Source organism: Roseomonas elaeocarpi (assembly GCF_042433915.1).
Classification (GTDB): Bacteria; Pseudomonadota; Alphaproteobacteria; order Acetobacterales; family Acetobacteraceae; genus Roseomonas; species Roseomonas elaeocarpi.
Window position 1 is genome coordinate 152,283 of the sequence record NZ_JBHLUN010000005.1, and the last position, 20,931, is coordinate 173,213.

The 20,931-nt window shown below is 71.4% G+C and carries 21 protein-coding genes; 5 read left to right on the forward strand and 16 right to left on the reverse strand.

The window, feature by feature from the left end; all coding sequences use genetic code 11:
• Positions 1-15 precede the first annotated feature (15 nt).
• On the reverse strand, positions 16-1,053 hold the full coding sequence (locus ACFFGY_RS06185; protein WP_377044027.1) for an NAD(P)-dependent alcohol dehydrogenase: 1,038 nt from the start codon (positions 1,051-1,053) through the stop codon (positions 16-18).
• A gap of 170 nt (positions 1,054-1,223) precedes the next feature.
• Here ACFFGY_RS06185 and ACFFGY_RS06190 point away from each other — a divergent pair, with 170 nt between their 5' ends.
• Complete coding sequence (locus tag ACFFGY_RS06190; protein ID WP_377043559.1) at positions 1,224-2,573, forward strand: dihydroorotase; 1,350 nt, start codon at positions 1,224-1,226, stop codon at positions 2,571-2,573.
• 49 nt (positions 2,574-2,622) lie between these two features.
• Here the strand turns inward: ACFFGY_RS06190 and ACFFGY_RS06195 are convergent, their stop codons facing one another.
• From ACFFGY_RS06195 to ACFFGY_RS06215, 5 genes are all read right to left on the reverse strand, one after another.
• Positions 2,623-3,009: a VOC family protein gene (locus ACFFGY_RS06195; protein WP_377043560.1), complete on the reverse strand. Its 387-nt coding sequence runs from the start codon at positions 3,007-3,009 to the stop codon at positions 2,623-2,625.
• 106 nt (positions 3,010-3,115) lie between these two features.
• Complete coding sequence (locus ACFFGY_RS06200; RefSeq protein ID WP_377043561.1) at positions 3,116-3,478, reverse strand: hypothetical protein; 363 nt, start codon at positions 3,476-3,478, stop codon at positions 3,116-3,118.
• Between the two features lie 76 nt (positions 3,479-3,554).
• Complete coding sequence (locus tag ACFFGY_RS06205) at positions 3,555-4,148, reverse strand: PqiC family protein (protein WP_377043562.1); 594 nt, start codon at positions 4,146-4,148, stop codon at positions 3,555-3,557.
• Positions 4,145-5,872, reverse strand: a complete 1,728-nt coding sequence (locus tag ACFFGY_RS06210; RefSeq protein WP_377043563.1) for a PqiB family protein — start codon at positions 5,870-5,872, stop codon at positions 4,145-4,147. The genes ACFFGY_RS06205 and ACFFGY_RS06210 overlap by 4 nt, the downstream gene beginning before the upstream one ends.
• A complete protein-coding gene (locus ACFFGY_RS06215; protein ID WP_377043564.1) occupies positions 5,869-7,215 on the reverse strand; it encodes a paraquat-inducible protein A in 1,347 nt (448 codons plus the stop codon). The genes ACFFGY_RS06210 and ACFFGY_RS06215 overlap by 4 nt, the downstream gene beginning before the upstream one ends.
• A gap of 267 nt (positions 7,216-7,482) precedes the next feature.
• Between ACFFGY_RS06215 and ACFFGY_RS06220 the strand changes: the two genes are divergently transcribed.
• From ACFFGY_RS06220 to der, 3 genes are all read left to right on the forward strand, one after another.
• Positions 7,483-8,133, forward strand: a complete 651-nt coding sequence (locus ACFFGY_RS06220) for a tetratricopeptide repeat protein (RefSeq protein ID WP_377043565.1) — start codon at positions 7,483-7,485, stop codon at positions 8,131-8,133.
• Positions 8,134-8,141: 8 nt separating this feature from the next.
• Positions 8,142-9,485, forward strand: a complete 1,344-nt coding sequence (locus tag ACFFGY_RS06225) for an outer membrane protein assembly factor BamB family protein (protein ID WP_377043566.1) — start codon at positions 8,142-8,144, stop codon at positions 9,483-9,485.
• Positions 9,486-9,774: 289 nt separating this feature from the next.
• Positions 9,775-11,154: a ribosome biogenesis GTPase Der gene (gene der / locus ACFFGY_RS06230; protein ID WP_377043567.1), complete on the forward strand. Its 1,380-nt coding sequence runs from the start codon at positions 9,775-9,777 to the stop codon at positions 11,152-11,154.
• Between the two features lie 78 nt (positions 11,155-11,232).
• Here der and ACFFGY_RS06235 read toward each other — a convergent pair whose 3' ends face one another.
• Genes ACFFGY_RS06235 through ACFFGY_RS06245 form a run of 3 tightly spaced genes read right to left on the reverse strand, consistent with a single transcriptional unit; the run spans position 11,233 to position 14,100 of the window.
• The gene (locus ACFFGY_RS06235; protein WP_377043568.1) at positions 11,233-12,036 is read right to left on the reverse strand and encodes an SDR family NAD(P)-dependent oxidoreductase; all 804 of its coding nucleotides are present in this window, start codon (positions 12,034-12,036) and stop codon (positions 11,233-11,235) included.
• Positions 12,033-13,529 (reverse strand): amidophosphoribosyltransferase, encoded by a 1,497-nt coding sequence (gene purF / locus ACFFGY_RS06240; RefSeq protein WP_377043569.1) that lies wholly within the window; start codon positions 13,527-13,529, stop codon positions 12,033-12,035. The genes ACFFGY_RS06235 and purF overlap by 4 nt, the downstream gene beginning before the upstream one ends.
• A 10-nt stretch (positions 13,530-13,539) precedes the next feature.
• Complete coding sequence (locus tag ACFFGY_RS06245; protein WP_377043570.1) at positions 13,540-14,100, reverse strand: CvpA family protein; 561 nt, start codon at positions 14,098-14,100, stop codon at positions 13,540-13,542.
• Positions 14,101-14,346: 246 nt separating this feature from the next.
• Here ACFFGY_RS06245 and ACFFGY_RS06250 point away from each other — a divergent pair, with 246 nt between their 5' ends.
• Positions 14,347-15,561: an MFS transporter gene (locus ACFFGY_RS06250; protein WP_377043571.1), complete on the forward strand. Its 1,215-nt coding sequence runs from the start codon at positions 14,347-14,349 to the stop codon at positions 15,559-15,561.
• A 146-nt stretch (positions 15,562-15,707) separates the two neighbouring features.
• Here the strand turns inward: ACFFGY_RS06250 and corA are convergent, their stop codons facing one another.
• The 7 genes from corA to ACFFGY_RS06285 form a co-directional block, all read right to left on the reverse strand.
• On the reverse strand, positions 15,708-16,694 hold the full coding sequence (gene corA, locus ACFFGY_RS06255) for a magnesium/cobalt transporter CorA (RefSeq protein WP_377043572.1): 987 nt from the start codon (positions 16,692-16,694) through the stop codon (positions 15,708-15,710).
• 84 nt (positions 16,695-16,778) lie between these two features.
• Positions 16,779-17,507: an acireductone synthase gene (gene mtnC / locus ACFFGY_RS06260; RefSeq protein ID WP_377043573.1), complete on the reverse strand. Its 729-nt coding sequence runs from the start codon at positions 17,505-17,507 to the stop codon at positions 16,779-16,781.
• Positions 17,504-18,052 carry a 1,2-dihydroxy-3-keto-5-methylthiopentene dioxygenase gene (locus ACFFGY_RS06265; RefSeq protein ID WP_377043574.1) on the reverse strand — a complete coding sequence of 183 codons (549 nt, stop codon included), beginning with the start codon at positions 18,050-18,052 and terminating at the stop codon, positions 17,504-17,506. Before ACFFGY_RS06265 ends, mtnC begins: the two co-directional genes overlap by 4 nt.
• The gene (locus tag ACFFGY_RS06270) at positions 18,049-18,684 is read right to left on the reverse strand and encodes a methylthioribulose 1-phosphate dehydratase (RefSeq protein ID WP_377043575.1); all 636 of its coding nucleotides are present in this window, start codon (positions 18,682-18,684) and stop codon (positions 18,049-18,051) included. The genes ACFFGY_RS06265 and ACFFGY_RS06270 overlap by 4 nt, the downstream gene beginning before the upstream one ends.
• Before the next feature lie 121 nt (positions 18,685-18,805).
• Entirely contained in the window at positions 18,806-19,069 is a 264-nt protein-coding gene (locus ACFFGY_RS06275; protein WP_377043576.1) for a twin-arginine translocase TatA/TatE family subunit, read from the reverse strand.
• A gap of 234 nt (positions 19,070-19,303) precedes the next feature.
• Positions 19,304-20,296, reverse strand: coding sequence for a Bug family tripartite tricarboxylate transporter substrate binding protein (locus tag ACFFGY_RS06280; protein WP_377043577.1), 993 nt, complete (start codon positions 20,294-20,296; stop codon positions 19,304-19,306).
• A gap of 37 nt (positions 20,297-20,333) precedes the next feature.
• Positions 20,334-20,855 (reverse strand): CHAP domain-containing protein, encoded by a 522-nt coding sequence (locus tag ACFFGY_RS06285; protein WP_377043578.1) that lies wholly within the window; start codon positions 20,853-20,855, stop codon positions 20,334-20,336.
• Positions 20,856-20,931: the final 76 nt, after the last annotated feature.

Here is a 20,931-nt window from a genome sequence, read left to right on the forward strand (position 1 = left end):
CGCCGCGCCGGCGGCTCAGGGTTCCAGGCTGATCTGGGTCTTGATCACGTCGGGCCGGTTCTCCGCGGCGAATTCGAAGGCTTCCACCGACTGCTCGAAGGAGAAGGTGCGCGAGATCAGCGGCTTCACGTCGATCTTGCCCGAGGCCAGCAGCGCCACCGCCTTGGGAAAGACGTGGGCGTAGCGGAACACGTTCTCGAAGCGCAGCTCCTTGGCCTGGGCCGCCGCCACGTCGAAGGGCACCGGCGCCGGCGGGATGCCCACCAGCACCACCACGCCGCCGGGCGCCGCCAGTTCGGTCATGCCGGCGAAGGCGCGCGGGCTGCCGCTCGCCTCGAAGACGCAGTCCGCGCCCCAGCCGCCGGTGATCGAGCGCACCGCCTCCGGCGCGCTCGCCTCCGCCACGTTCACCGGGCGCAAGCCGGGATAGCGGCCGGCGATCGCCAGCTTCTCTGGCTGCACGTCGGTGATCACCACCTCGGCGCAGCCCGCCGCCAGTGCCGAGAGCGCCGTCAGCACGCCGATCGTCCCGGCGCCCAGCACCACGCCCACCTGGCCCGGGGTGATGCGCGCCTTGACCGCCGCCTGGAGGCCCACCGCCAACGGCTCCACGAAGGCGCCCTCGGCGAAGCTGACATTGTCGGGCAGGGGAAAGCACAGGTTCGCGGGATGCACGACCTCGGGCATCAGGCAGCCATGCACCGGCGGCGTCGCCCAGAAGCGCACGGCGGGGTCTAGGTTGTAGATCCCTTCCCGCGAGGCGCGCGAAGCCCAGTCCGGCACGCCGGGCTCCATGCAGACCCGGTCGCCCGGCTTCAACGTGGTCACCGCGCTGCCCACCGCCGTCACCACGCCGGAAGCCTCGTGGCCCAGCACCATCGGCTCGCGCACCACGTAGGGGCCGATCGCGCCGTGTAGGTAGTAATGGAGGTCGCTGCCGCAGATGCCGACGCTTCGCACGGCGATGCGGACATCCCCAGGCCCCATCGTCGCATCGACGTCGATGTCGCGCAGCCGCAGCTCGCGCGTCCGTTCCAGCACCAGCGCCCGCATGATCGTTCCTCCGTTCGCCACCATCTGACGGCCATGCCCCGCGCTGTCCAGGGCGTGGCGAGACACCCCCTCCCGGTCCGGTGCCCGTGGTGCGATAAGGTGGCCGGATCGCCCCTGTTCTCCGGGCTTCGCTCTTCCGCCTGTTCTACCGCAGCAAGGAACATCTCCCCATGGCAGCCTACGACCTGATCCTCCGCGGTGGCACCTGCGCGCTTCCCTGGGGGCTGGAGATGCTGGACGTCGGCGTCCGCGACGGGCGGATCGCCACCATGGGTGACCTGAGCCGCGACGAGGCGGCGGAGGTGATCGACTGCACCGGCCTGCACGTGCTGCCCGGCCTGATCGACCCGCACGTCCACCTGCGCGATCCCGGCCAGGCGGGCGGCCCCGACATGACGGTGGAAAGCATCGAGACCGGCACGCGCGCCGCGGTGCTGGGCGGCCTCACGGCGGTGTTCGACATGCCCAACACCAATCCCGCCATCACCACGCGGGAAGCGCTGGACAACAAGCGCGACTACCTGCGCAGCCGCGCCTGGTGCGACATGGGCCTCTACGTCGGCGCCACGCGCGACAACATCGGGGAACTCGCGACGCTGGAGCTGCAACCCAACGTCTGCGCCATCAAGGTCTTCGCCGGCTCCTCCACCGGCAACATGATGATCGAGGATGACGAGACGCTGGAAAAGGTGATGCGCTCCGGCCGTCGTCGCATCGCCTACCATTCCGAGGACGAGTACCGCCTGCAGGAGCGCAAGCCGATGTTCGCGGCCGGCGGCCCGCACGCGCTGCACGCCGAGTGGCGCGACGTGGAATGCGCGTTCCTCGGCACGCGGCGGCTGATGGCGCTGGCGCACAAGACCAACCGGCCCGCCCATGTCCTGCACGTCTCCACCGCCGAGGAGCTCGACTACCTGCGCGAGTTCCGGGCGCTGGCCACCGTGGAGCTGCTGGTCAACCACCTGACGCAGGTGGCGCCCGAGGCCTATGACAAGCTCGGCCCCTACGCCGTGATGAACCCGCCGATCCGTGACCAGCGGCACATGGACGCGGCCTGGGCCGCCGTGCGCGAGGGTGGGGTGGACTGCATCGGCTCCGACCACGCGCCGCATTCGCGCGAGGCCAAGGAGCGCCCCTGGCCCGCCACCGCCGCCGGCCTGACCGGGGTGCAGACGCTGGTGCCGGTGATGCTGAACCACGTGGCGGAAGGGCGCCTGTCGCTCAGCCGCATGGTGGAGCTGATGAGCGACGGCCCCGCCCGCGTCTACGGCGTCAGCGGCAAGGGACGCCTCAGCACCGGCTACGACGCGGACTTCACCGTGGTGGACCTGAAGCGCAGCCGCACCATCGAGGAAAGCTGGATCGCCTCGCCCTGCGGCTGGACGCCCTTCGCCGGCTTCCGCTGCACGGGCTGGCCGGTCATGACGATCATCCGTGGCGAGGCGGTGATGCGCGAGGACCAGCTGATCGGCAGCCCCCGCGGCGCGCCCGTGCGCTTCATCGAAGCTCGGGGCGCCTGACGCGCCGGGGGCGCGGGGCGCCTGACGCGCTGGAGCGCGGCGCGTCTCCTCAGACGGCGCTGCGCTCCAGCAACTCGACGCGGGCGCCGTCGGGCGCCTGCACGAAGGCCATGCGAAGGCCAGGGCGCGGCGAGTTCGGCTCCATGGTGAAGGTGGCGCCCTTGGCGCGCAGCGCCGCCGCCGTGGCCTCCAGGTCCGCCACGCGCAGCCCGATATGCTCGAAGCCGAGATAGGGCGGGCTGGGCGGGGCGCCGGTGCCCTCGGGCACCTGTTCGATAAACAGCGGAATGCCGCTCAGCGACAGCACCACGCGCAGGGCGCCGTTGTTTTCCACGCGCGAGGTTTCGGTGGCCCCGAACATCTCGACGTAGAAGCGCGCCGCGGCCACCGGATCGGTGCTGCGCAGGTGAAGGTGGTCCCAGGTGAAATCGGCCATGCGTCCTGTCCTCGGGCGTGTTCCCGCCGGCATCTGAGCCTCCCGCTGCCGCCGAGGCCAGCCCCCGGGCGGCAGAATCCGGACGGCCGGCGCGCCGCCCGCGCTGTCAGAAGCTGTTGAACGGCCAGCGCTCCGGCGCCCGTTCCGGCGGTGCCGGCGGCGCGTCACCCACCAGGCGCGTCGGCAGCGCACCCGGCGGCGGTCCGGCCCAGCAGTCGATGCTGCCCAGCGAGCGGGTGCAGACCGGCGCGGGCGAGGGCAGGGGATCGCGGCGGCAGTAGTGCTTCTCCCCGTCGTCGAGATGCGCGATCGAGCAGTCGCGCCCCGTGACGCCCGACACCACCAGGTCCGGCACCGCGCGGCCGGTCACCGTCAGCGACACCACGTTGGCCGCGGCGAAAGGCCCCCAGAAGGCGTCGCAGCCGCCCAGCAGCGGCACGAGGATCAGCAGGGGAAGCGGGAAGCGCACCCCCGCATCCTGCCGGCGTTCGCGTTAACGCCGGGTTCATGGCCCGACGTGGTGCTGCCGGCCTACGCTCCCGACGCTACGCCCTGCCGGGGAAGCGCCCGACCATCGCGGCCAGCGCATCCGCCGCCTGCGCCAGCGCCGTGCTCATCGCCGACACCACGGCCGGAACATCGGGCGAGGGCAGCGGCACCTCGGAGCGCAGGGGCTGCACCGCCAGCGTCGCCGCCTCGTTGCGCCGGCGCAGCCCGGCCTGACCCTGCAGCAGCACGGAGCCGCCGCCGGTGGCCTCGAAGTGCCCCAGCTCCACCTCCAGGATCAGCGCGCCGGCGAGGTCGACCGCGCTGCCCTCGGCGATCACCGCCGTACCGGGCAGCCGCAGCCGCAGGTCCTCGGCCAGCACGCGTGTCACCAGATCCCCGAAGGGTTCGGCCCAGAGATCGTCCTCCGCCACCAGCAGGCGGGCGCCGTCGCCGCCGCGCACGATGGCGGCCCGGTCGAGGCTGCCCGGGATGCCCACCCGGCGCAGCTGCAGGCTGGCGGGACCCGCGCCGGATGGCGCCGCACCGGGCATGGCGCGCAGCTGGTAGTAGCGCGACGGCGCGGAGGCGCAGGCCGAGAGCAAGCCCAGGCCCGCCAGGATCGCCGGCCGCCGGCCTATGCGAGGGCTCATCGTTCCGATCCTCCGTTGACGCGGCCGCGCACCAGGGCCTCGGGATGACGCGACAGGTAGTCGGACAGGAGGCGCACCGAGCGCGCCGTGTCGGTCGCCTGGTCCAGCAGCCGGCTCATCTCGCGGTTGACCTCCGAATCCTTGCCGTAGCCTTGCTCGATGGAGCCCACCGCGGCGTTGGCGCGCTTCACGGCCTGGTCGAGGTTGTCGGCGATCCCCGGCAGCCGCCGCATCAGCGGCCCCAGCCCCGCATTGGCGTTGCGCGTCAGCTCCTGCACCGAGGCCAGGGCGCTGGACAGGGCGCGCACCGCGTTGCGCACGTCCGGCCCACCCACGAGCCCGTTCACCGAGGCCAGCGCATTGTTGAGGTTGCGGCCGATCTCCTCGATCGGGAAGCGCTGCAGCTTGCCCGCGACCTCGCTGGCGGCCGCCATGATGTTGTCGGTGCCGCCGCCGACGCTGGGCAGCACGATCTCGTCGCCTTCCATCCGCACCTGGGCGGGTTCGGCATCCGGCAGGAAGTCCAGCGCCACCAGCATCTGGCCCGTCAGCAGGCTGGCGCTGCTCAGCTGCGCCCGCAATCCCTGGCGGACCGCCTCATCCACGAAGGCGCGCACCTCGGTGGCCGGCCGTCCCGCCGGAAAGGAAATGCGGTCCGGCTCGATCGCGATATGCACCGGCACCCGGAACTTCGCGGAGTTCTTGTCGAATTCGAGATGCACATCCTGCACGCTGCCGATGCGGATGCCGCGCATCGTCACCGGGGCACCCGGCGCCAGCCCACGCACCGAGCCCTCGAAGTAGACCAGGAAGGTCAGCCGCTCCGGCGAGGTCGCGGAAATGGCGTCGTTGAGGTCGTCGTAGAGCGTGTACTCCGCGCTGTCGGGTGCCCTGGGCTGGTCGCGCATCGAGGGCGGCGTGTCGAAGGCGATGCCGCCCGACAGCAGCGCCCGGGCGCTCTCCAGCTCCAGCTTGATGCCTTCCGCGCCGAGCTTCACCTGCACGCCGGAGGTGTTCCAGAAGCGCGAACCTTCCCGCAGGTAGCCGTCATAGGGCGCGCGCACGAAGGCGTGCAGCGTGATCTGGCCGTCGAGCGCCGGCGGGTCGTAGCTCAGGATCTCACCCACGTTCACGTCGCGGAAGAAGACGGGCGAGCCGCGGTTGAGCGATCCGATCCGGCGTGCATGCAGGGTGAAGACGCGCCCCGGCTCGTCGGAGCGCACCCCGGGCGGGTTCTCCAGCCCGGTGAAAGCCCCCAGATCATTGCCTTCGGCGGGGCCGGGGTCGAACTCGATATAGGCGCCCGACACGATGGTCTCGAGGCCCGAGATGTTGCCCGCCGTCAGCCGCGGCCGCACCACCCAGAACTTCGCGCCCTCCGTCAGCCGGTCGCTGACCGCGTTGGTCATGCGGATGGCGATCCGCACGCGCTTGAGGTCGCCCTCCAGCGACACGCGCTCCACCGTGCCCACCTGCACGGCCTTGTAGCGGACCGGCGTCTGGCCCGCGGTGAGGCCGTCGGCCGACTGGAAGGTCACCTCCACCAGCGGCCCACGGTCCGAGAAGGTGCGCCAGCCCAGGTAGCCCGCCACCAGCACCGCCACGATCGGGATCAGCCAGACGAAGCCGAAGCGGCGGTGATGGCGCCGCGCCACGAGCGCCGGGGCGCCGCCGTCGCGCGGGGCCTCGTCGCCGCCCGATCCGTTACCTTGCGCGGGGCTCATGGTGCTGCTCCTGCCGGCAGGTCCGGACTTGGTTCACGGGCGGCCAGCTGGTCGCCCGGCTGGTTCGCGGCATCCCACATCAGGCGTGGGTCAAAGGTTTCGACGGCCACCATCGTCAGCAACACCACGCCCGCGAAGCACATGGCCCCGACCTCGGCGTTGATGCTGGCCAGCACGCCGAAGCGCACCAGCGCGATCAGCACCGACACCACGAAGACGTCGATCATGGACCAGCGGCCGATCACTTCCACCAGCCGGTACAGCCTGGTCCTGTCGCGCAGCCGCCAGGGGGAGCGGCGCTGCACGCCCAGCATCATCACCACGAGGCCCACCAGCTTGAGCATCGGCACGGCGACGCTGGCCAGGAACACGATCAGCGCCAGCGGCCAGAAGCCGGACTGGATGAATTCCACCACGCCGCCCAGGATGGTGTGCGGTCCGCCGCGGCCCAGCGTGACGATGGTCATCACCGGATAATAGTTCGCGGGAACGTAGAGAACCGCCGCGGCCAGGCACAGCGCCCAGCTCCGCTGGAGGCTGTTGCGCTTGCGGTGGTGCAGCGCCGCGCCGCAGCGCCGGCAGGCTTCCCCCTCGGCGGCCTCGCTCACCAGCCCGCAGCAGTGGCAGCCCAGGGCGCGCGGCGCCCCGCCGTGCGGAGCGGCCGCGGCGGGTTTCGCGGCCAGGGACGGGCAGCGCTCGTCCAGCGCTTCCCAGATCGTGGGCGGGTCCAGCGCGGCGTCGGTGGCCACGGTGAGCAGCGCCAGCCCCGCCAGCAGGAAGGCGCCCGGCCCGATCGTCACCTCGGCCAGGTCCACCAGCCGCGTGTAGGAGACCAGCGCGCCGAACAGGAAGACCTCCACCATGCCCCAGGGCGCGAGGTGCCGGTACCAGCGGAACAGCGCGCGCAGCGCTGGGGGCGGGTTGGCAAAACGCAGCCCCAGCAGCACCGAGAGGAGCAGCAGCAGGCGGACCAGCGGCACCAGCACCAGCGTGGCCAGAACGATGCCTGTCAGCCCCCAGAACCCGTCGGCCAGAAAGGAGTAGGCGCCCGACTCAACCTGGCTGGAACGCGTCCGGCCCAGGAGGTTGAGGCTCAGGAACGGCGTGCTCAGCGTCATGACGTAGAGCAGCAGCCCCGCGATGCTCAACGCCAGCGGCGCGTCGAAGGGGCTCTGGCGGAAGCGCTTCAGGACGGAATCGCAGCGCAGGCAGCGCGCCTCGGCGCCGGGGCGCAGCCGGGGCAGGAACTGGAACTGTCCGCAGTCGGGGCAGGCATGTTGTTCCGTGCCGTGCGCGCGAATCGTGCCCTGCGCTGTGTCTTGCGCCGTCAGCTCAGCCGCCATCAGCGCGGGCTCAGGATGGCGCGCCCGCCGGTTGGGCCGGACGGAACGCCGTGGCGAGGCGGAACGCCATGGTTGCTCCTCAGGACGCGGGTTCACGGCTCGGAATCCCCGCAGGGCTATCGCAGGGCTCCGACCCCTGTCCAGGGCGGCGGCTATGACGACTGCGTGGGGCGGGATCGGTGGGAAAGCAGGGATTTGCCGGCTGGGCTTAACGACCCGGTGCAGGCCCGCTATGGTCCGCCGCCTTTGGAGGGGGACCGGGCTGCCTTGGCCGACATCTACGACGAGCTTCAGGAGGAAATGCGCGCCGAGCGCATGCGCCGGCTCGCGAAGCGCTGGGGCGGCGTCTTCGCCGTGGCGGCGCTCGTTGTTGTGGCGGGCGTCGGGGGTTGGCAGGGGCTTCGCTGGTACCGCGGCAACCAGGCGGAGCAGACGGCGGAGATGTTCCTGGCGGTCAGCCAGTCCGCTGAGCAGCAGGGCGGCGAGCTCGGCCCCATCGGCGACCGCTTCGCGGCCATGGTTCCCAAGGCGCCGGAAGGCTACCGCATCCTGGCCCGGCTGCGCGCCGCGGCGCTGAAGGCCGAATCCGGCGACCGCGACGCCGCGCTGCGCCTTTGGGACGAGGTCGCGCAGGATCGCGACGCACCCCCGCTCTACCGCGACCTCGGCTCCCTGATGTGGGTGCTGCACGGCCTCGACACGCAGGACCCGGCGCTGCTGAGCGGCCGCATCGCGCCGCTGGCGGCGATCGACAGCCCGTGGCGTTCCTCGGCGCGGGAGCTTCAGGGCCTCGTCTCGATCCGCCAGGGGCAGCGCGACGAAGCGCGCCGCACCTTCCAGGCGCTGGCCGCCGACATCACCGCCCCGCAGGGGATCCGCGACCGTGCCGCCCGACTCGCGGCAGGACTGGAAGGATAAGAGCCCCCGTGCAGACGACGACCCGACGCGCAGCGCTGCTGGGCCTGACCGGCCTGCTGGCGGGCTGCGACACGCTCGACAGCATCTTCAGCACCCGCAAGGACAAGCTGCCGGGTGAGCGCCGCTCAATCCTCGCGGCCGAGAAGGGCGTGGACGTCGATCCCGCCATCTCGGCCCGCGCCGTCGACCTGCCGCCCGCGGCACCGGTGACCCAGTGGCCGCAGATCGGCGGCAACCTGGCCCACGCCGCGGGCAACGTCGCCCTGCCGGCCGGCACGCTGCGCCCGGCCTGGACGGCCTCGGTGGGCACCGGTTCCGCCTACCGCCGTCGCCTGACCACCGGCCCGATCTGCAGCGCCGACACCGTGTTCGCTTCCGACGCCTACGGCGTGCTGGGCGCCTGGGACCTCGGCACCGGCCGCCGTCGCTGGAGCTTCGACACCAAGCCCGAGAAGGACGACGTCGGCGCGCTCGGCGTCGGCGCCGCGTTGGACGGCGACACGCTCTACATCGCCAGCGGCATGGCCGAGATCCTGGCGGTCGAGGTCGCCACCGGCAAGCTGCGCTGGCGTGCCGCGGCGCCGGCCCCGATGCGCGGCGCCCCCACCGTGTCGGACGGCCGGATCTTCGTGATCACGCTGGACAACAACGTGGTGGGCTTCTCGGCCGAGGACGGCCGCAAGCTGTGGAACTTCCAGGGCCAGTCGGTCAGCGCCGTGCCCTACGGCCTCGCGGCGCCGGCGGTGTCGGGCGACAACGTGGTGGCCGGCCTGCCGACCGGCGAGGTGGTCTGCCTGCGCCCCGATGACGGTCGCACGGTCTGGACCGAGGCCCTGGCGCCGTCGCGCAACGCGCTGCGCAGCGGCATCGCCGACCTGTCCGGCGTCCATGCCCTGCCGGTGGTCGCGGGCGAGCAGGTGATCGTGGTGGGCGAGAACGGCACCACCATGAGCGTGGACCTCCGCTCCGGCCGCCGCCTGTGGGAGCGTGAGGTGGGCGGCTCCGTCACCCCGGCGGTGGCGGGCGACTGGATCTTCGTGCTCTCCACCGACCAAGAGCTGGTGGCGATGACCCGCACCACCGGTCAGATCCGCTGGATCACCCCGCTGAACGCCCCGCCGCCGCCCGGGCAGAAGCCGCGCGAACCCGCGCGCTTCGCGGCCCCCATGCTGCTGGGCAGCCAGATCCTGGTGCCGGGCAGCGGTGGCGAGGCCCTGGTGGTCGATCCCAGCGACGGCGCCGTGACGCGCCGCATCCCCTTGGGCGGTTCGGTCACCCTGCCGGGCGCCGTGGCCGGCGCGACGCTGGTGCTGCTGAGCGACGAAGGGTCGCTGATCGCCCTGCGCGGCTGAGCAGGGTTGCCGGTCGGGCGACCAGCCGGGGCGGGTGATCGGGCGCGTCACCCGGCCGCGGCGGGCTGACGCCAGCGTGGCCCGGCGGCTGCTTTGTGCCGGACCGGGCCGATCGCCACCCGCTGCTGCTCCCGTCCCGGGCTGCGCTCCCATGCGGAAGCCGGCCCGCACAGGGCCGCGCGGATGTGCTACAGGGCCACCCCATCACAGCTATACCCCGCGGCGTCGCAACCTGACGCGCGGCGGAACGCTGGCCCGCGCTGAGGGCCGGCACGAGAGGACCCGCGGCATGAAGCCCCGCATCGCCATCCTGGGCCGGCCGAACGTCGGCAAGTCCAGCCTGTTCAACCGCCTGACCGGCCGCCGCACCGCCATCGTGGACGACACGCCCGGCGTCACCCGCGACCGCAAGGAAGGGGACGCCCGCATCGGCGGCCACGACGTGGTGCTGGTGGACACCGCCGGCCTCGAGGAAGCGCCGCCCGACACCATCCCCGGCCGCATGCGCGCTTCCTCCGAGACGGCGTTGCGCGAGGCGGACCTGATCCTCTTCGTGGTGGACGCGCGCTCGGGCCTGACACCCTCCGACCACGCCTTCGCCAGCTGGCTGCGCAAGCACAACCGCCCGGTGATCCTGCTGGCCAACAAGGCCGAGGGTCGCACCGGGGCCGCGCGCTCGCTGGAAGCCTACGAGCTCGGCCTCGGCGCGCCGCTGCCGGTCTCGGCCGAGCACGGCGACGGTTTCGGCGAGCTGCACGACGAGGTGGCCGAGCGCCTCAAGGCCGACGTGGCGCCGCACCTGCTGGAAGAGGACGACGAGGAAGAGCTCGACACCGAGGAGAAGCGCCGCCGCCGCCCCTTGCGCCTCGCGATCGTGGGCCGCCCCAATGCCGGCAAGTCCACGCTGCTGAACGCCCTTCTGGGCGAGGAGCGCATGATCACCGGCCCCGAGCCCGGCCTGACCCGCGACGCGGTGGCGGTGGAATGGACCGACGAGACCGGCGGCAAGGTCCGCCTCGTGGACACCGCCGGGCTGCGCAAGAAGGCCCGCGTCCATGAGGGGCTGGAGCAGATGTCCACCGGCGCCACCATCGCGGCGCTGAAGGAATGCGAGGTCGCGGTGCTGGTGCTCGACGCCAATCTCGGCATGGACGAGCAGGACCTGCGCATCGCCCGCCTGGCGGAGCGCGAAGGCCGCGCCGTGGTGATCGCGCTGAACAAGTGGGACGCGGTGGAAGACCGCAACGCCGCGCGGCGAGGGCTGGAGGACGTCCTGACCGCCTCGCTGGCGCAGATGCGCGGCATCACCGTGGTGCCGCTTTCGGCCGCCACCCGCAAGGGCGTGGACCGGCTGATGCCCGCGGTGCGCGAGGTCTATGCCCGCTGGAACAAGCGCGTCCCGACCGGCGAGCTGAACCGCTGGTTCGAGAACGCGCTGACCCGGCACCAGCCGCCGCTCGTGGGCGGCAAGCGGCTGAAGCTGCGCTACTGCACCATGCCCAAGGCGCGGCCGCCCACCATCGCCATCTTCGGCACCCGGGCGGAGCTGCTGCCCGAGGACTACCGCCGCTACCTGGTGAATCTGTTCCGCGACACCTTCGACATGCCGGGCGTGCCGGTTCGCATCAACCTGCGCGGCACCACCAACCCTTACGAGGACGCGGACTGACGCTGCGGGACGGGCCCGTTCCCCGGGCCTGCCGCTGTTGAGCGACGCCTTTCCCCGGCAGCGTGGCCGGGGAGGGGGTCAGACTGGCGCGGAGCCCTTGCGCGGCACGCGGATGATCTCGCCGTTGCGCGTCTCGCCCGGCAGGCACAGCGCGACGATCGCGCCCGCCGCCTCGGCCGGCTGGGTGATGCTGTCCGGGTTCTCGCCCGGATAGGCGGTGGCGCGCATCCGCGTCGCCACGGCACCCGGGTCCACCAGGTTCACGCGCAGCGCCGCCGTCGCGGCCTCCTGCGCCCAGGTCAGGGCGAGGTGTTCCATGCCCGCCTTGGTGGCGCCGTAGGCACCCCAGTAGGCCTTGGGCTCCGGCACGCGGTTGGTGGTCAGCAGCACCGCACGGCCGGCATCGGAGGCGCGCAGCACCGGGTCGCAGGTGCGGATCAGCCGCCAGGTGGCGGTCAGGTTGACGCCGATCACGTCGTCCCAGTCGCGCGGCGTGATGTGCGCCACGGGCGTCAGCGTGCCCAGGGCGCCTGCCGCGTGCACCAGGATGTCGAGCCGTCCGAAGCGCTCGTAGATCGAGGGACCGATCGCGTCGATCCGCTCCGCGCCCTTGCCCAGGTCGAAGGGCAGCAGCGTCGCGCCCTCGCCCCCGGCCTCGCGGATGGCGTCGTCGGTTTCTTCCAGCCCGCCCTGGGTGCGGGCCACCAGCACGCAGCGCGCGCCCAGCCGACCGAGTTCCACCGCCACCGCCGCCCCGATCCCGCGCGAAGCGCCGGTCACCAGCGCCACGCGTCCGCCGAGCGGCTTGCTGCCGCCCGCCAGCGCGGGGCTCGGCGGCAGTTCCGTGGGCGGCGGCAGATCCTCGATCGTGCCGCTGCTCATGCGCCGTTGGCCGCGATCAGCGCCGGGGCCCGCTCCGGCGCCTCTTGGATGTCGGTCAGCGGGATGGCGTAGTCGCCGGTGAAGCAGGCGTCGCAGTAGCCCGGGTTGCGCGCGTCGCGCCCCTGGTGGCCCAGCGCCCGGTACAACCCGTCGAGCGAGATGAAGGCAAGGCTGTCGGCGCCGATGAAGCGGGCCATCTCCTCCACGCTGTGGTTCGCGGCCAGCAGCTTGTCGCGGTCGGGCGTGTCGATGCCGTAGAAGCACGGGTGCGTGGTCGGCGGCGCCGCGATGCGCATATGGACCTCGGCGGCGCCGGCGGCGCGCACCATCTCCACGATCTTGCGGCTGGTGGTGCCGCGCACGATCGAGTCGTCCACCAGGATCACCCGGCGCCCCTCGATCATGGTGCGGTTGGCCGAGTGCTTCAGCTTCACGCCGAGGTTCCGGATCTGGTCCGTGGGCTCGATGAAGGTCCGGCCGACATAGTGGTTGCGGATGATGCCGAGTTCGAAGGGAACGCCCGATTCCGCGGCGTAGCCCATGGCGGCCGGCACGCCGGAGTCCGGCACCGGCACGATCACGTCGGCCGGCACGGCGGACTCGCGCGCCAGCTCCTGCCCGATGCGCTTGCGCGTGTTGTAGACCGAGGTGCCCTCGATCACGGAGTCCGGCCGCGCGAAGTAGATGTACTCGAAGATGCAGAAGCGGCTCTGCTGCTTGCCGAAGGGTCGCACGGAACGCAGGCCGCGGTCGTCGGCGATCACCACCTCGCCCGGCTCGATGTCGCGCACGAACTCGGCGCCCATGATGTCCAGCGCGCAGGTCTCGCTGGCCAGCACCCAGGAATTGCTGTCCGGCCCGCCCAGGCGCCCCAGCACCAGCGGCCGCACCCCCAGCGGGTCGCGCGCGCCGATCAGCGCGCCGTCATGCAGCGTCACCAGCGAGTAGGCGCCCTGGACCTGCTTCAGCGCGTCGATCAGCCGGTCCACCACGGTGGAATACAGGCTGATGGCGATGAGGTGGACGAAGACCTCGGAATCCGTGGTGCTCTGGAACAGGCAGCCCCGGCGCACCAGCGCGCGCTTGAGCTGGAAGGCGTTCACCAAGTTGCCGTTATGCGCCACCGCCAGCCCGCCGAACTCGAAATCGGCATAGAGCGGCTGCACGTTGCGCAGCGCGGACTCGCCCGTCGTGGCGTAGCGGTTATGGCCGATCGCGGCGCGGCCGGGCAGGGCGCGCATCACCTTGGCATCGCTGAAGTTGTCGCCCACCAGGCCACGGCCCTTGTGGGAGTTGAACTGCCCATCCTCGGAAAGCGAGGTGATGCCCGCCGCCTCCTGGCCCCGGTGCTGCAGCGCATGGAGGCCCAGCGCGGTCAGCGCGGCCGCGTCCTGGGCATTCCAGATGCCGACGACGCCGCATTCCTCGTGGAAGCCGTCATCCTCGGCATTGCCAGCTTGGGCAGGGTTCAGGGGATTGGTCGAAAATTCCATGCGGCGGTCCTCAGGTCCGGCTGCGCGCCGGCGGGCGCAGCAGGTCCTCCATGGGCGGCAGCGGACGTGACGGGGCATCCGGCACGCGCAGACGGTATTCAGGCGGAAGACTGCCGACCACCCACCTCGCGCCGTCGGCCACGTAGGGCAGGGCGCGGGCATCGCGCACCGGCTCGGGCCAGCGGTCGGTGGAGGGCAGCAGCTGTCCGGCCACGATGTAGGCCAGCACGGCCAGGAATGCACCCCTTGCCAGGCCGAACACCGTGCCCAGGGCGCGGTCCAGACCACCGAGAATCGAGGATTGCACTCGCCGCGCGACGAAGGCGATCGCGATCTTCAGCACGATCAAGGCGATCACGAAGATCGAGCCGATCGCCACCACGTCGGTCAGCCAGGCCGGCTGCACCGCCTGGCCCAGCGCCTGCCGCATCTCGGGCAGCACCGTGAAGGCGAGCAGCAGAGCACCGACCCAGGCGCCGATGCCCAGCACCTCCCGCACCAGTCCGCGCGAATACGCCAGGGCGGCCGAAACGGCGAGGATAAGAAGGATGACGCCGTCGACCCAGGTCATTCGCGCCCTCTAGCAGCCCGTGATGCGCCGCACCACGGGGAAACTGCGATCTTCTATTGTGGTACAGGAGCTTGGCGGCCGGAAGGGCCCGGTCGCAGCCTTCGGTGTGTCCCGCTCGTTTCCGATACGGCGCTGCCGCCGGCGGGAAGGTGCCCTGCGCTGCGCGTCCTCCCCCACTCTGCTGCGTTGCAGCACAGTGCCGCACCCGGCGGGCCCCACCCCGCCGCGACGCAAAGGAAGCCGCCGATGTCCGAAGCCGCCACGCTGCCCGTTTTCATCGAGCACGGCACCCCGGCCTTTCGGCGCATCAACCTGGCGATGCTGGCGGCGGGCTTCTCCACCTTCGCGCTGATGTACGCGGTGCAGCCCCTGATGCCGGTCTTCTCGGCCGAGTTCGGCATCAGCGCGGCCCAGAGCAGCCTTTCGCTCTCGCTCACCACCGGCCTCCTCGCGGTGGCCATGCTGTTTGCCAGCACCCTGTCGGAGGCGCTGGGCCGCAAGCCGGTGATGCTGTTCTCGCTGGTGGTTTCGGCGGCGCTCACGGTGGTCTCGGCCCTGGTGCCGGGCTGGAACAGCTTTCTCGTGCTCCGCGCCCTGCAGGGCCTGACCTTTTCCGGCCTGCCGGCGGTGGCCATGGCCTACGTGTCGGAGGAAGTGCATCCGCGATCCTCCGGCTACGCCATGGGCCTCTACATCAGCGGCAGCGCCATGGGCGGCATGGGCGGGCGCGTCATCACCGGCCTCGTCACCGACGTCGCAGGCTGGCGCTGGGCCATCGCGGCGATCGGGCTGCTCGGCCTCGTCTCGGCCGCGGTGTTCTGGCGGCTGCTGCCGCCGTCGCGCAACTTCGCGCCGCGGCCGCTGCGGATCCGGGCGCTGCTGGGCAATTTCGCGCTGCACCTGCGCGACCCGGGCCTGCCCTGGCTCTTCGCGGAAGGCTTCCTGCTGATGGGTAGCCTCGTGACCATCTACAACTACGTCGGCTATCGCCTGCTCGGCCCGCCTTTCGGGCTGAGCCAGGCGGTGATCGGCATGATCTTCACCGTCTACCTCGTGGGCATCGTCAGCTCGACCGTGGTGGGGCGGCTGGCGGACCGGTTGACCCGGCGGCGCATCTTCTGGGCCATCGTGCTGCTGATGCTGGCGGGCGTGCTGCTGACGCTGCTGGACTCCCTCGTCGCCACGATCCTGGGCCTGGCGGTGATGACCTTCGGCTTCTTCGGCGCCCATTCCGTTGCCAGCTCCTGGGTGGGACGCCGGGCGCGGCACGCGCGGGCCCAGGCCTCCTCGCTCTACCTGTTCTGCTACTACATGGGATCGAGCGTGGTGGGCGCGCTGGGCGGCCTGCCCTGGGCCAGCCACGGCTGGAGCGGCGTGGTGCTGACGGTGTCGGCGCTGCTGGTGGTGGCGACGCTGGTGGCCTTCCGCCTCGCGGCGCTGAAGCCGCTCCCGACGGACTGAGTTTCGGTGGGAGGGGCGGGGCAGGGTTCCCGCTGTCGCGCCCCGGGCTGGGTAATCCAAGTCTGGGTTAATCCAGGGCTCCGTGAATCCAGGCCACGTTGGCCGTGGCGGCGTTTACCCCGTGGCTGCGCCGAGCCGAGGCGGTTCTAAAGCCAGCCTTTCCGCTTGAAGTAGAACACCGGCAGGATGGCGCTCACGATCATCACCAGGATCGCCAGCGGGTAGCCGAAGTGCCAGTCCAGTTCCGGCATGAACTTGAAGTTCATGCCGTAGATGCTGGCGATCAGGGTCGGCGGCATCATCGCGACCGAGGCCACGGTAAAGGTCTTGATGATGCCGTTCTGGTCGATGCCGATGATGCCCAGGATGGCGTCGAGCAGGAAGTTCGCCTTGTTGCTCAGGAAGTTGGCGTGATCCACCAGCGACCGGAGGTCGCGCACCAGGGTCTTGATGGCGACGGCGTTCTCCTTGCGGATCAGCGCGTCCTTCTCGGTGCCCAGGAAGGTCAGGATGCGCGACAGGCCCAGCAGGGTTTCGCTGGCCCGGCTGGTGACCTCGCCGACCTGGCCCAGCGCCAGCAGGGCGGTGCGCAGGTCGGCGTCGCGCCGGTCCGCCCGTGCCTGCCCCTTGGCGGAGCGGAAGGCGGTGCGGCTCGCGCTGTCCATGTCGCCGCCGACGCGCTCCAGGATGTCGGCCAGGCGGTCCACCACCATCTCGAACAGCCCCAGCATCACGTGGTCGGCCGATCGCAGCAGCGTCGGGGGATGCTTCTGGCAGCGGGTGATGAAGCCCAGGAAGGCGCGCGGCGTGGCGTAGCGTACCGTGACGAGGTTGTGCTGCGACAGCACGAAGGTGATCGGCGTCGAGCCGAACTCGCCCTCCTCAACGCCGTACAGGAAGTTGGCCGTCAGGAAGAGCGCATCCTCCTCTCGGTAGAGGCGCGAGGAGCTTTCGATCTCCTGCATCTCCTCGCGCGTCGGCACTTCGAGGCGGAGCGCGTCCTGCACGGCGCGCTCTTCCTCGGCGGTCGGGTTCAGGAGGTCGAGCCACACCGCGGCGCGCAACGCCTCGTGCTCCTGCACGCCGTTGCGCACCGCCAACCTGCCCTCCACCACGGTATAGGTCGTCAGCATTTCGGAAGGCCCTTCGCCGTGGTCCGCAACGCCCGTTCTTCTAGCGGGTGAGCGGAACCGCGGACATCCGGCACTCCATTGTATTCACGTAAGGTTCCGCATCTCGGCGCCGGGCAGGCCGAAACGGGCCGCGACCTCGGGAAAGCTGCTCGCCTCGGCATGCCGGCCGGAGGGGCGTGTACCGTCCTCCGCCCGCACCAGCTGGCAGCACTGCATCCCGGCCTCGCGCGCGGCGTCGAGCTCCTCCGCCACGTCGGACAGGAACAGGATCTCGCCCGCCGGCCGGTGCAGCCCGGCCGCGATCCGGCGATAGCTCTCGCTTTCGCGCTTGGCGCCCACGCGCGTGTCGAAGAAGCCGTGGAACAGCGGCGTCAGGTCGCCCGCCTCGGAGTGGCCGAACAACAGCCGCTGCGCTTCCACCGAGCCGGAAGAATACACGCAAAGCTCCACGCCCGAACGCGACCAGCTCCGCAGCGCCGGCACGACGTCGGGGTAGAAATGCGCCTGCAGCCGCCCGGCGGCGTAGCCTTCCTGCCAGATCATGCCCTGGAGCGCCTTGAGCGGCGTGACCTTGGCATCCTCGTCCATCCAGCCACGCAGCACCTCCGCCACCTCGCGGCCGGGCTGGAGGCGGCGCACCTCCGCCAGCTGCTCGGCCACCGCGGGTTCCCCGCCGCGACGGCGGAGGAAATCCTCCAGCGCCGCGCGCGCGAAGGGGAAGAGCGTGTCCTTGACGAAGCTGATGGCGCTGGTCGTTCCCTCGATATCCGTGAGAACGACCGTCGGCCGCGCCGCCGCGGCTGTGGCCGTCACGCCCGATCCGCGGTCTGGGCCGGGAAGCGGGTGGCCATGTCGGTGCCGGTGTAGTGCGGCACCCAGCCGGAGGTGTCGGTGAAGATCCGCACCGCCGTGAAGCGAGGCTCGGTCCCGGCGTCGAACCAGTGCTGGATATTAGCCGGGACGCTGATCAGGTCACCCGCCGTGCAGCGCGCGTCGTACACCTTGCCGCCCACGTGCAGCACGAAGTTGCCCGCGCCCTCGTGGAAGAAGCGGACCTCGTCCTCGGTATGCGTGTGCTCGTTCAGGAACTTGGCCCGCAGCGCTTCCTTGTTGGGCGCGTCGGGGGCGAGCATCAGGACATCCGCCGAGCCCGCGCCGGTCTGGCCCAGCAGCTCGTCGAGGTGCGGGCGATAAGCGTCGAGCACCGCCTCCGCATCCGCACCGGGCGGGAGCGACACCACCGGCCAGCGCTCGAACCGCACCCCGATCGGGGTCAGCGCTTCCTGGATCTCGGTGACGTTGGTTGTATCGGTGACCACCGCGTTCGTCGCGGCGTCGTGGACGACCAGGCGGCTCATCCCACATCTCCTTCTCGGGCCTGCGCGGTGGCGAGCTCGCAGGCCAGCATGAACTCCAGCCCTTCCAGCCGGGCCAGCGCCACGTCCATGGATGGGGCCCATACATAGATGCCGTGACCCCGGATCAAGTATCCGGGGGGGATCGCCGTCCCGTTCTCCGCCATGTCGTTCCAGCGGAGCTCCACGCGCCGCTGCAGCCGGGCGATGTCCTGGTCATTGTTGAAGACCGGCAGCTCCACGGTGGCCTCGTGCGTCGGCAGTCCGGGAAAGGCCTTGAGCAGCTCGTAGCCGCTGAGCAGGATCTCGTCGCCCGACAGGCGCGACAGCACGGTGTTGGCGATGCTGTGTCCGTGTACCACCGCGCCCGTGGTGGGAAAGCGGCGATAGGCACCGCAGTGCAGCAGCGTTTCCGCCGAGGAACGCAGCGCCGGGTCTTCCGGCCTGCCCTCCGCGTCCACCACCATCACGTCGGTGGTTGTCAGGAAGCCCTTGTGCCCGCCGGAGCGGGTGATGGCGATGCGGCCGTCGGGCAGGCGGACCGAGATATTGCCCGCCGTGGCCGGCACCCAGCCGAGCCGGTCCATGCGCTGCCCGGCGCGGATGATGATCCCCGCGGCCTCCGTCTCATCCATCGCCATGGCATCACGCCCCCATGCCTACCGGGAACAAGCAAACGCCGCCCTCCGGGAGCCGGAGGGCGGCGTCACAACAGCGCATACCCGGCTCGGCCGGGTCAGGCAAGAAAAGCGGGCGTCAGGCCGCCGGGCGGCCCGGGTTGGCGGTCGTGGTGGCGTTGCCCGTGCCCGTGGTGGGCGTACCCGGAGGCGGCAGGTTGCCGGCCGGCGGGGTATGGGCGTCGCGGGCCATGGACTCGTCCTCGTCCTCGCGCATGTTCTTCTTGAACGACTTGATGCCCGTGGCGAGGTCACCCATCAGCCCGCTGATCTTGCCGCTTCCGAAGAGCAGCAGGACCACCAGCAGAACGATGATCCAGTGCCAGATGCTGAACGAACCCATGGTACGGCCTCGATTTCCCGTGATTGTCTCGGAGCGCTCCCGGCGGCGCTCCCGTCGCAATTCCGCCCGGACATTAATCGTCCGGAACGCGGGGCGCAAACCACCGTTCCGCAGTAGGTGGGCGCGCCCGCGAGGCGGCACAACCACGCCGGCCCGAGAAGTTGCAACGCCTTGTAACCGCCTCCCGCGCCGGCGGGTGATCCGCCGGGCGGAAGCGCCTCGCAGCCCGGTTCCTCAGCCCTCGGGGCTGATGTGCAGCCGCTCGATCAGCCCGCCCCAGCGCTGGGTCTCGGCCGCGATGAAGCGGGCGAACTCCGCGGCCGGGAAGCCGGTGACCTCGAAGCCCACCAGTTCCAGCGGCCGGCGCACCGCCTCGCGCCGGAAGCCCTCGACCGCAAGCTTCTCCAGCAGGGCGCGGTGTTCCTCGGGCATGGTGGCTGGGGCGAAAAGCCCGGACCAGCCGTAGGAGGTCGCATCCGGCAGCCCCGCTTCCGCCAGGGTGGGAACCTCGGGCACGTCCTTGGCGCGGGTTTCCCCGGTGGAGGCCAGGGCGAAGAGCTGTTTCTCGCGGACCTGCGGCAGCACCGCGCCCACGGTGGCGATCGAGGCATCCACCCGGTCGGCCACCAGGTCCACCACCGCCTGTGGGAAGCCGCGATACGGGACGTGCTGCATGTCCAGCCCTTCGCGCGCCATCAGCTCCACCATCGCCAGGTGCCCGCCCGAACCCGCGCCCACCGAGGCGTAGGACAGCGTGTCGGGATGTGCCTTCACGTAGTCCACGAAGGAGCGGTAGTCGCGGGCCGGGATGTGCGGTGCCACCACCAGCAGCTGCGGCGCCCGGACCGCCATGGCGATGGGGTGCAGGTCGCGCTGCGGGTCGTAGGGCAGGTTGCGGTACAGCGCGGGCGCGGTGGTGATCGGGCCGTTAATCGACAGGCCGATCGTGTGCCCGTCCGTTGCCTTGGCGATCAGGTCGGTGCCGAGGTTGCCGCCGGCCCCGGTGCGGTTGTCCACCACCACCGGCTGACCCAGCCCTTCCGCCAGCACCGGCCCGATCGCGCGCGCCACCAGGTCCGGGGTGGAGCCCGGCGGGAAGGGCAGGATCAGCCGCAGCGGCTTGTCGGGCCAGACGGCGGCGGCGCGCACGCGGGGCGCGCTCAGCAGCGGCAGCGCCGCGCCGGCGCCCAGCAGCGCCCGGCGGGAAAGGGTGGAAGCGGGCTTCATGGCGTGGGTGGTGTTCCTCTCATGTCGCTGCCGCCGTCTAGCGGGCGGCTTGCAGCAGGTCGTGGTGGATGAAGCCGTAGGACGGGAAGACCGTGCTGCCGACAACACCGGCAGGTGGATACCAGACCCGCACCGCCGTCCAGTCGTTGTTTGCGGAAACGTCGATCACCGGCTGCCCGCGTGCCACCAGCCCCTTCAGCCCGCCCGAGGCCCAGTTCGCGTGATCCACCAGGATCTCGCGCGACGACACCACCCGCGTCACCACCGACAGGTGTCCGTCGCGCAGGCGGCCGGTCCGCCGCAGCACCAGGAGGCTGCCGACCCGCGGGCGGTCATCCCGCGCGTATAGCCCCGCCGCCTCGTCCCACCACTGCCACGCATCGCCGCTGAGGCTGATGCCCGTTGCCTGCCGGGCGAAGGGCACGCAGCTGGTGTAGCGCGCCGTGCCCTCGTAGCCGTTGGCCCGCGCCGTGGCCCCCGAGACCACGGAATGGCCGCCCCCGCAGCCGCCCAGCGCCAGCAGCCCCAGCAGGGCGGCCGCACGCAGCAGAACTGTCATCGAAACGACCCCCGGGTTTGCCAAGCTCCGCCCCCCGGCAGCGCTTGCGCGTCCCGCGTTCAGCCTAACTTATCGG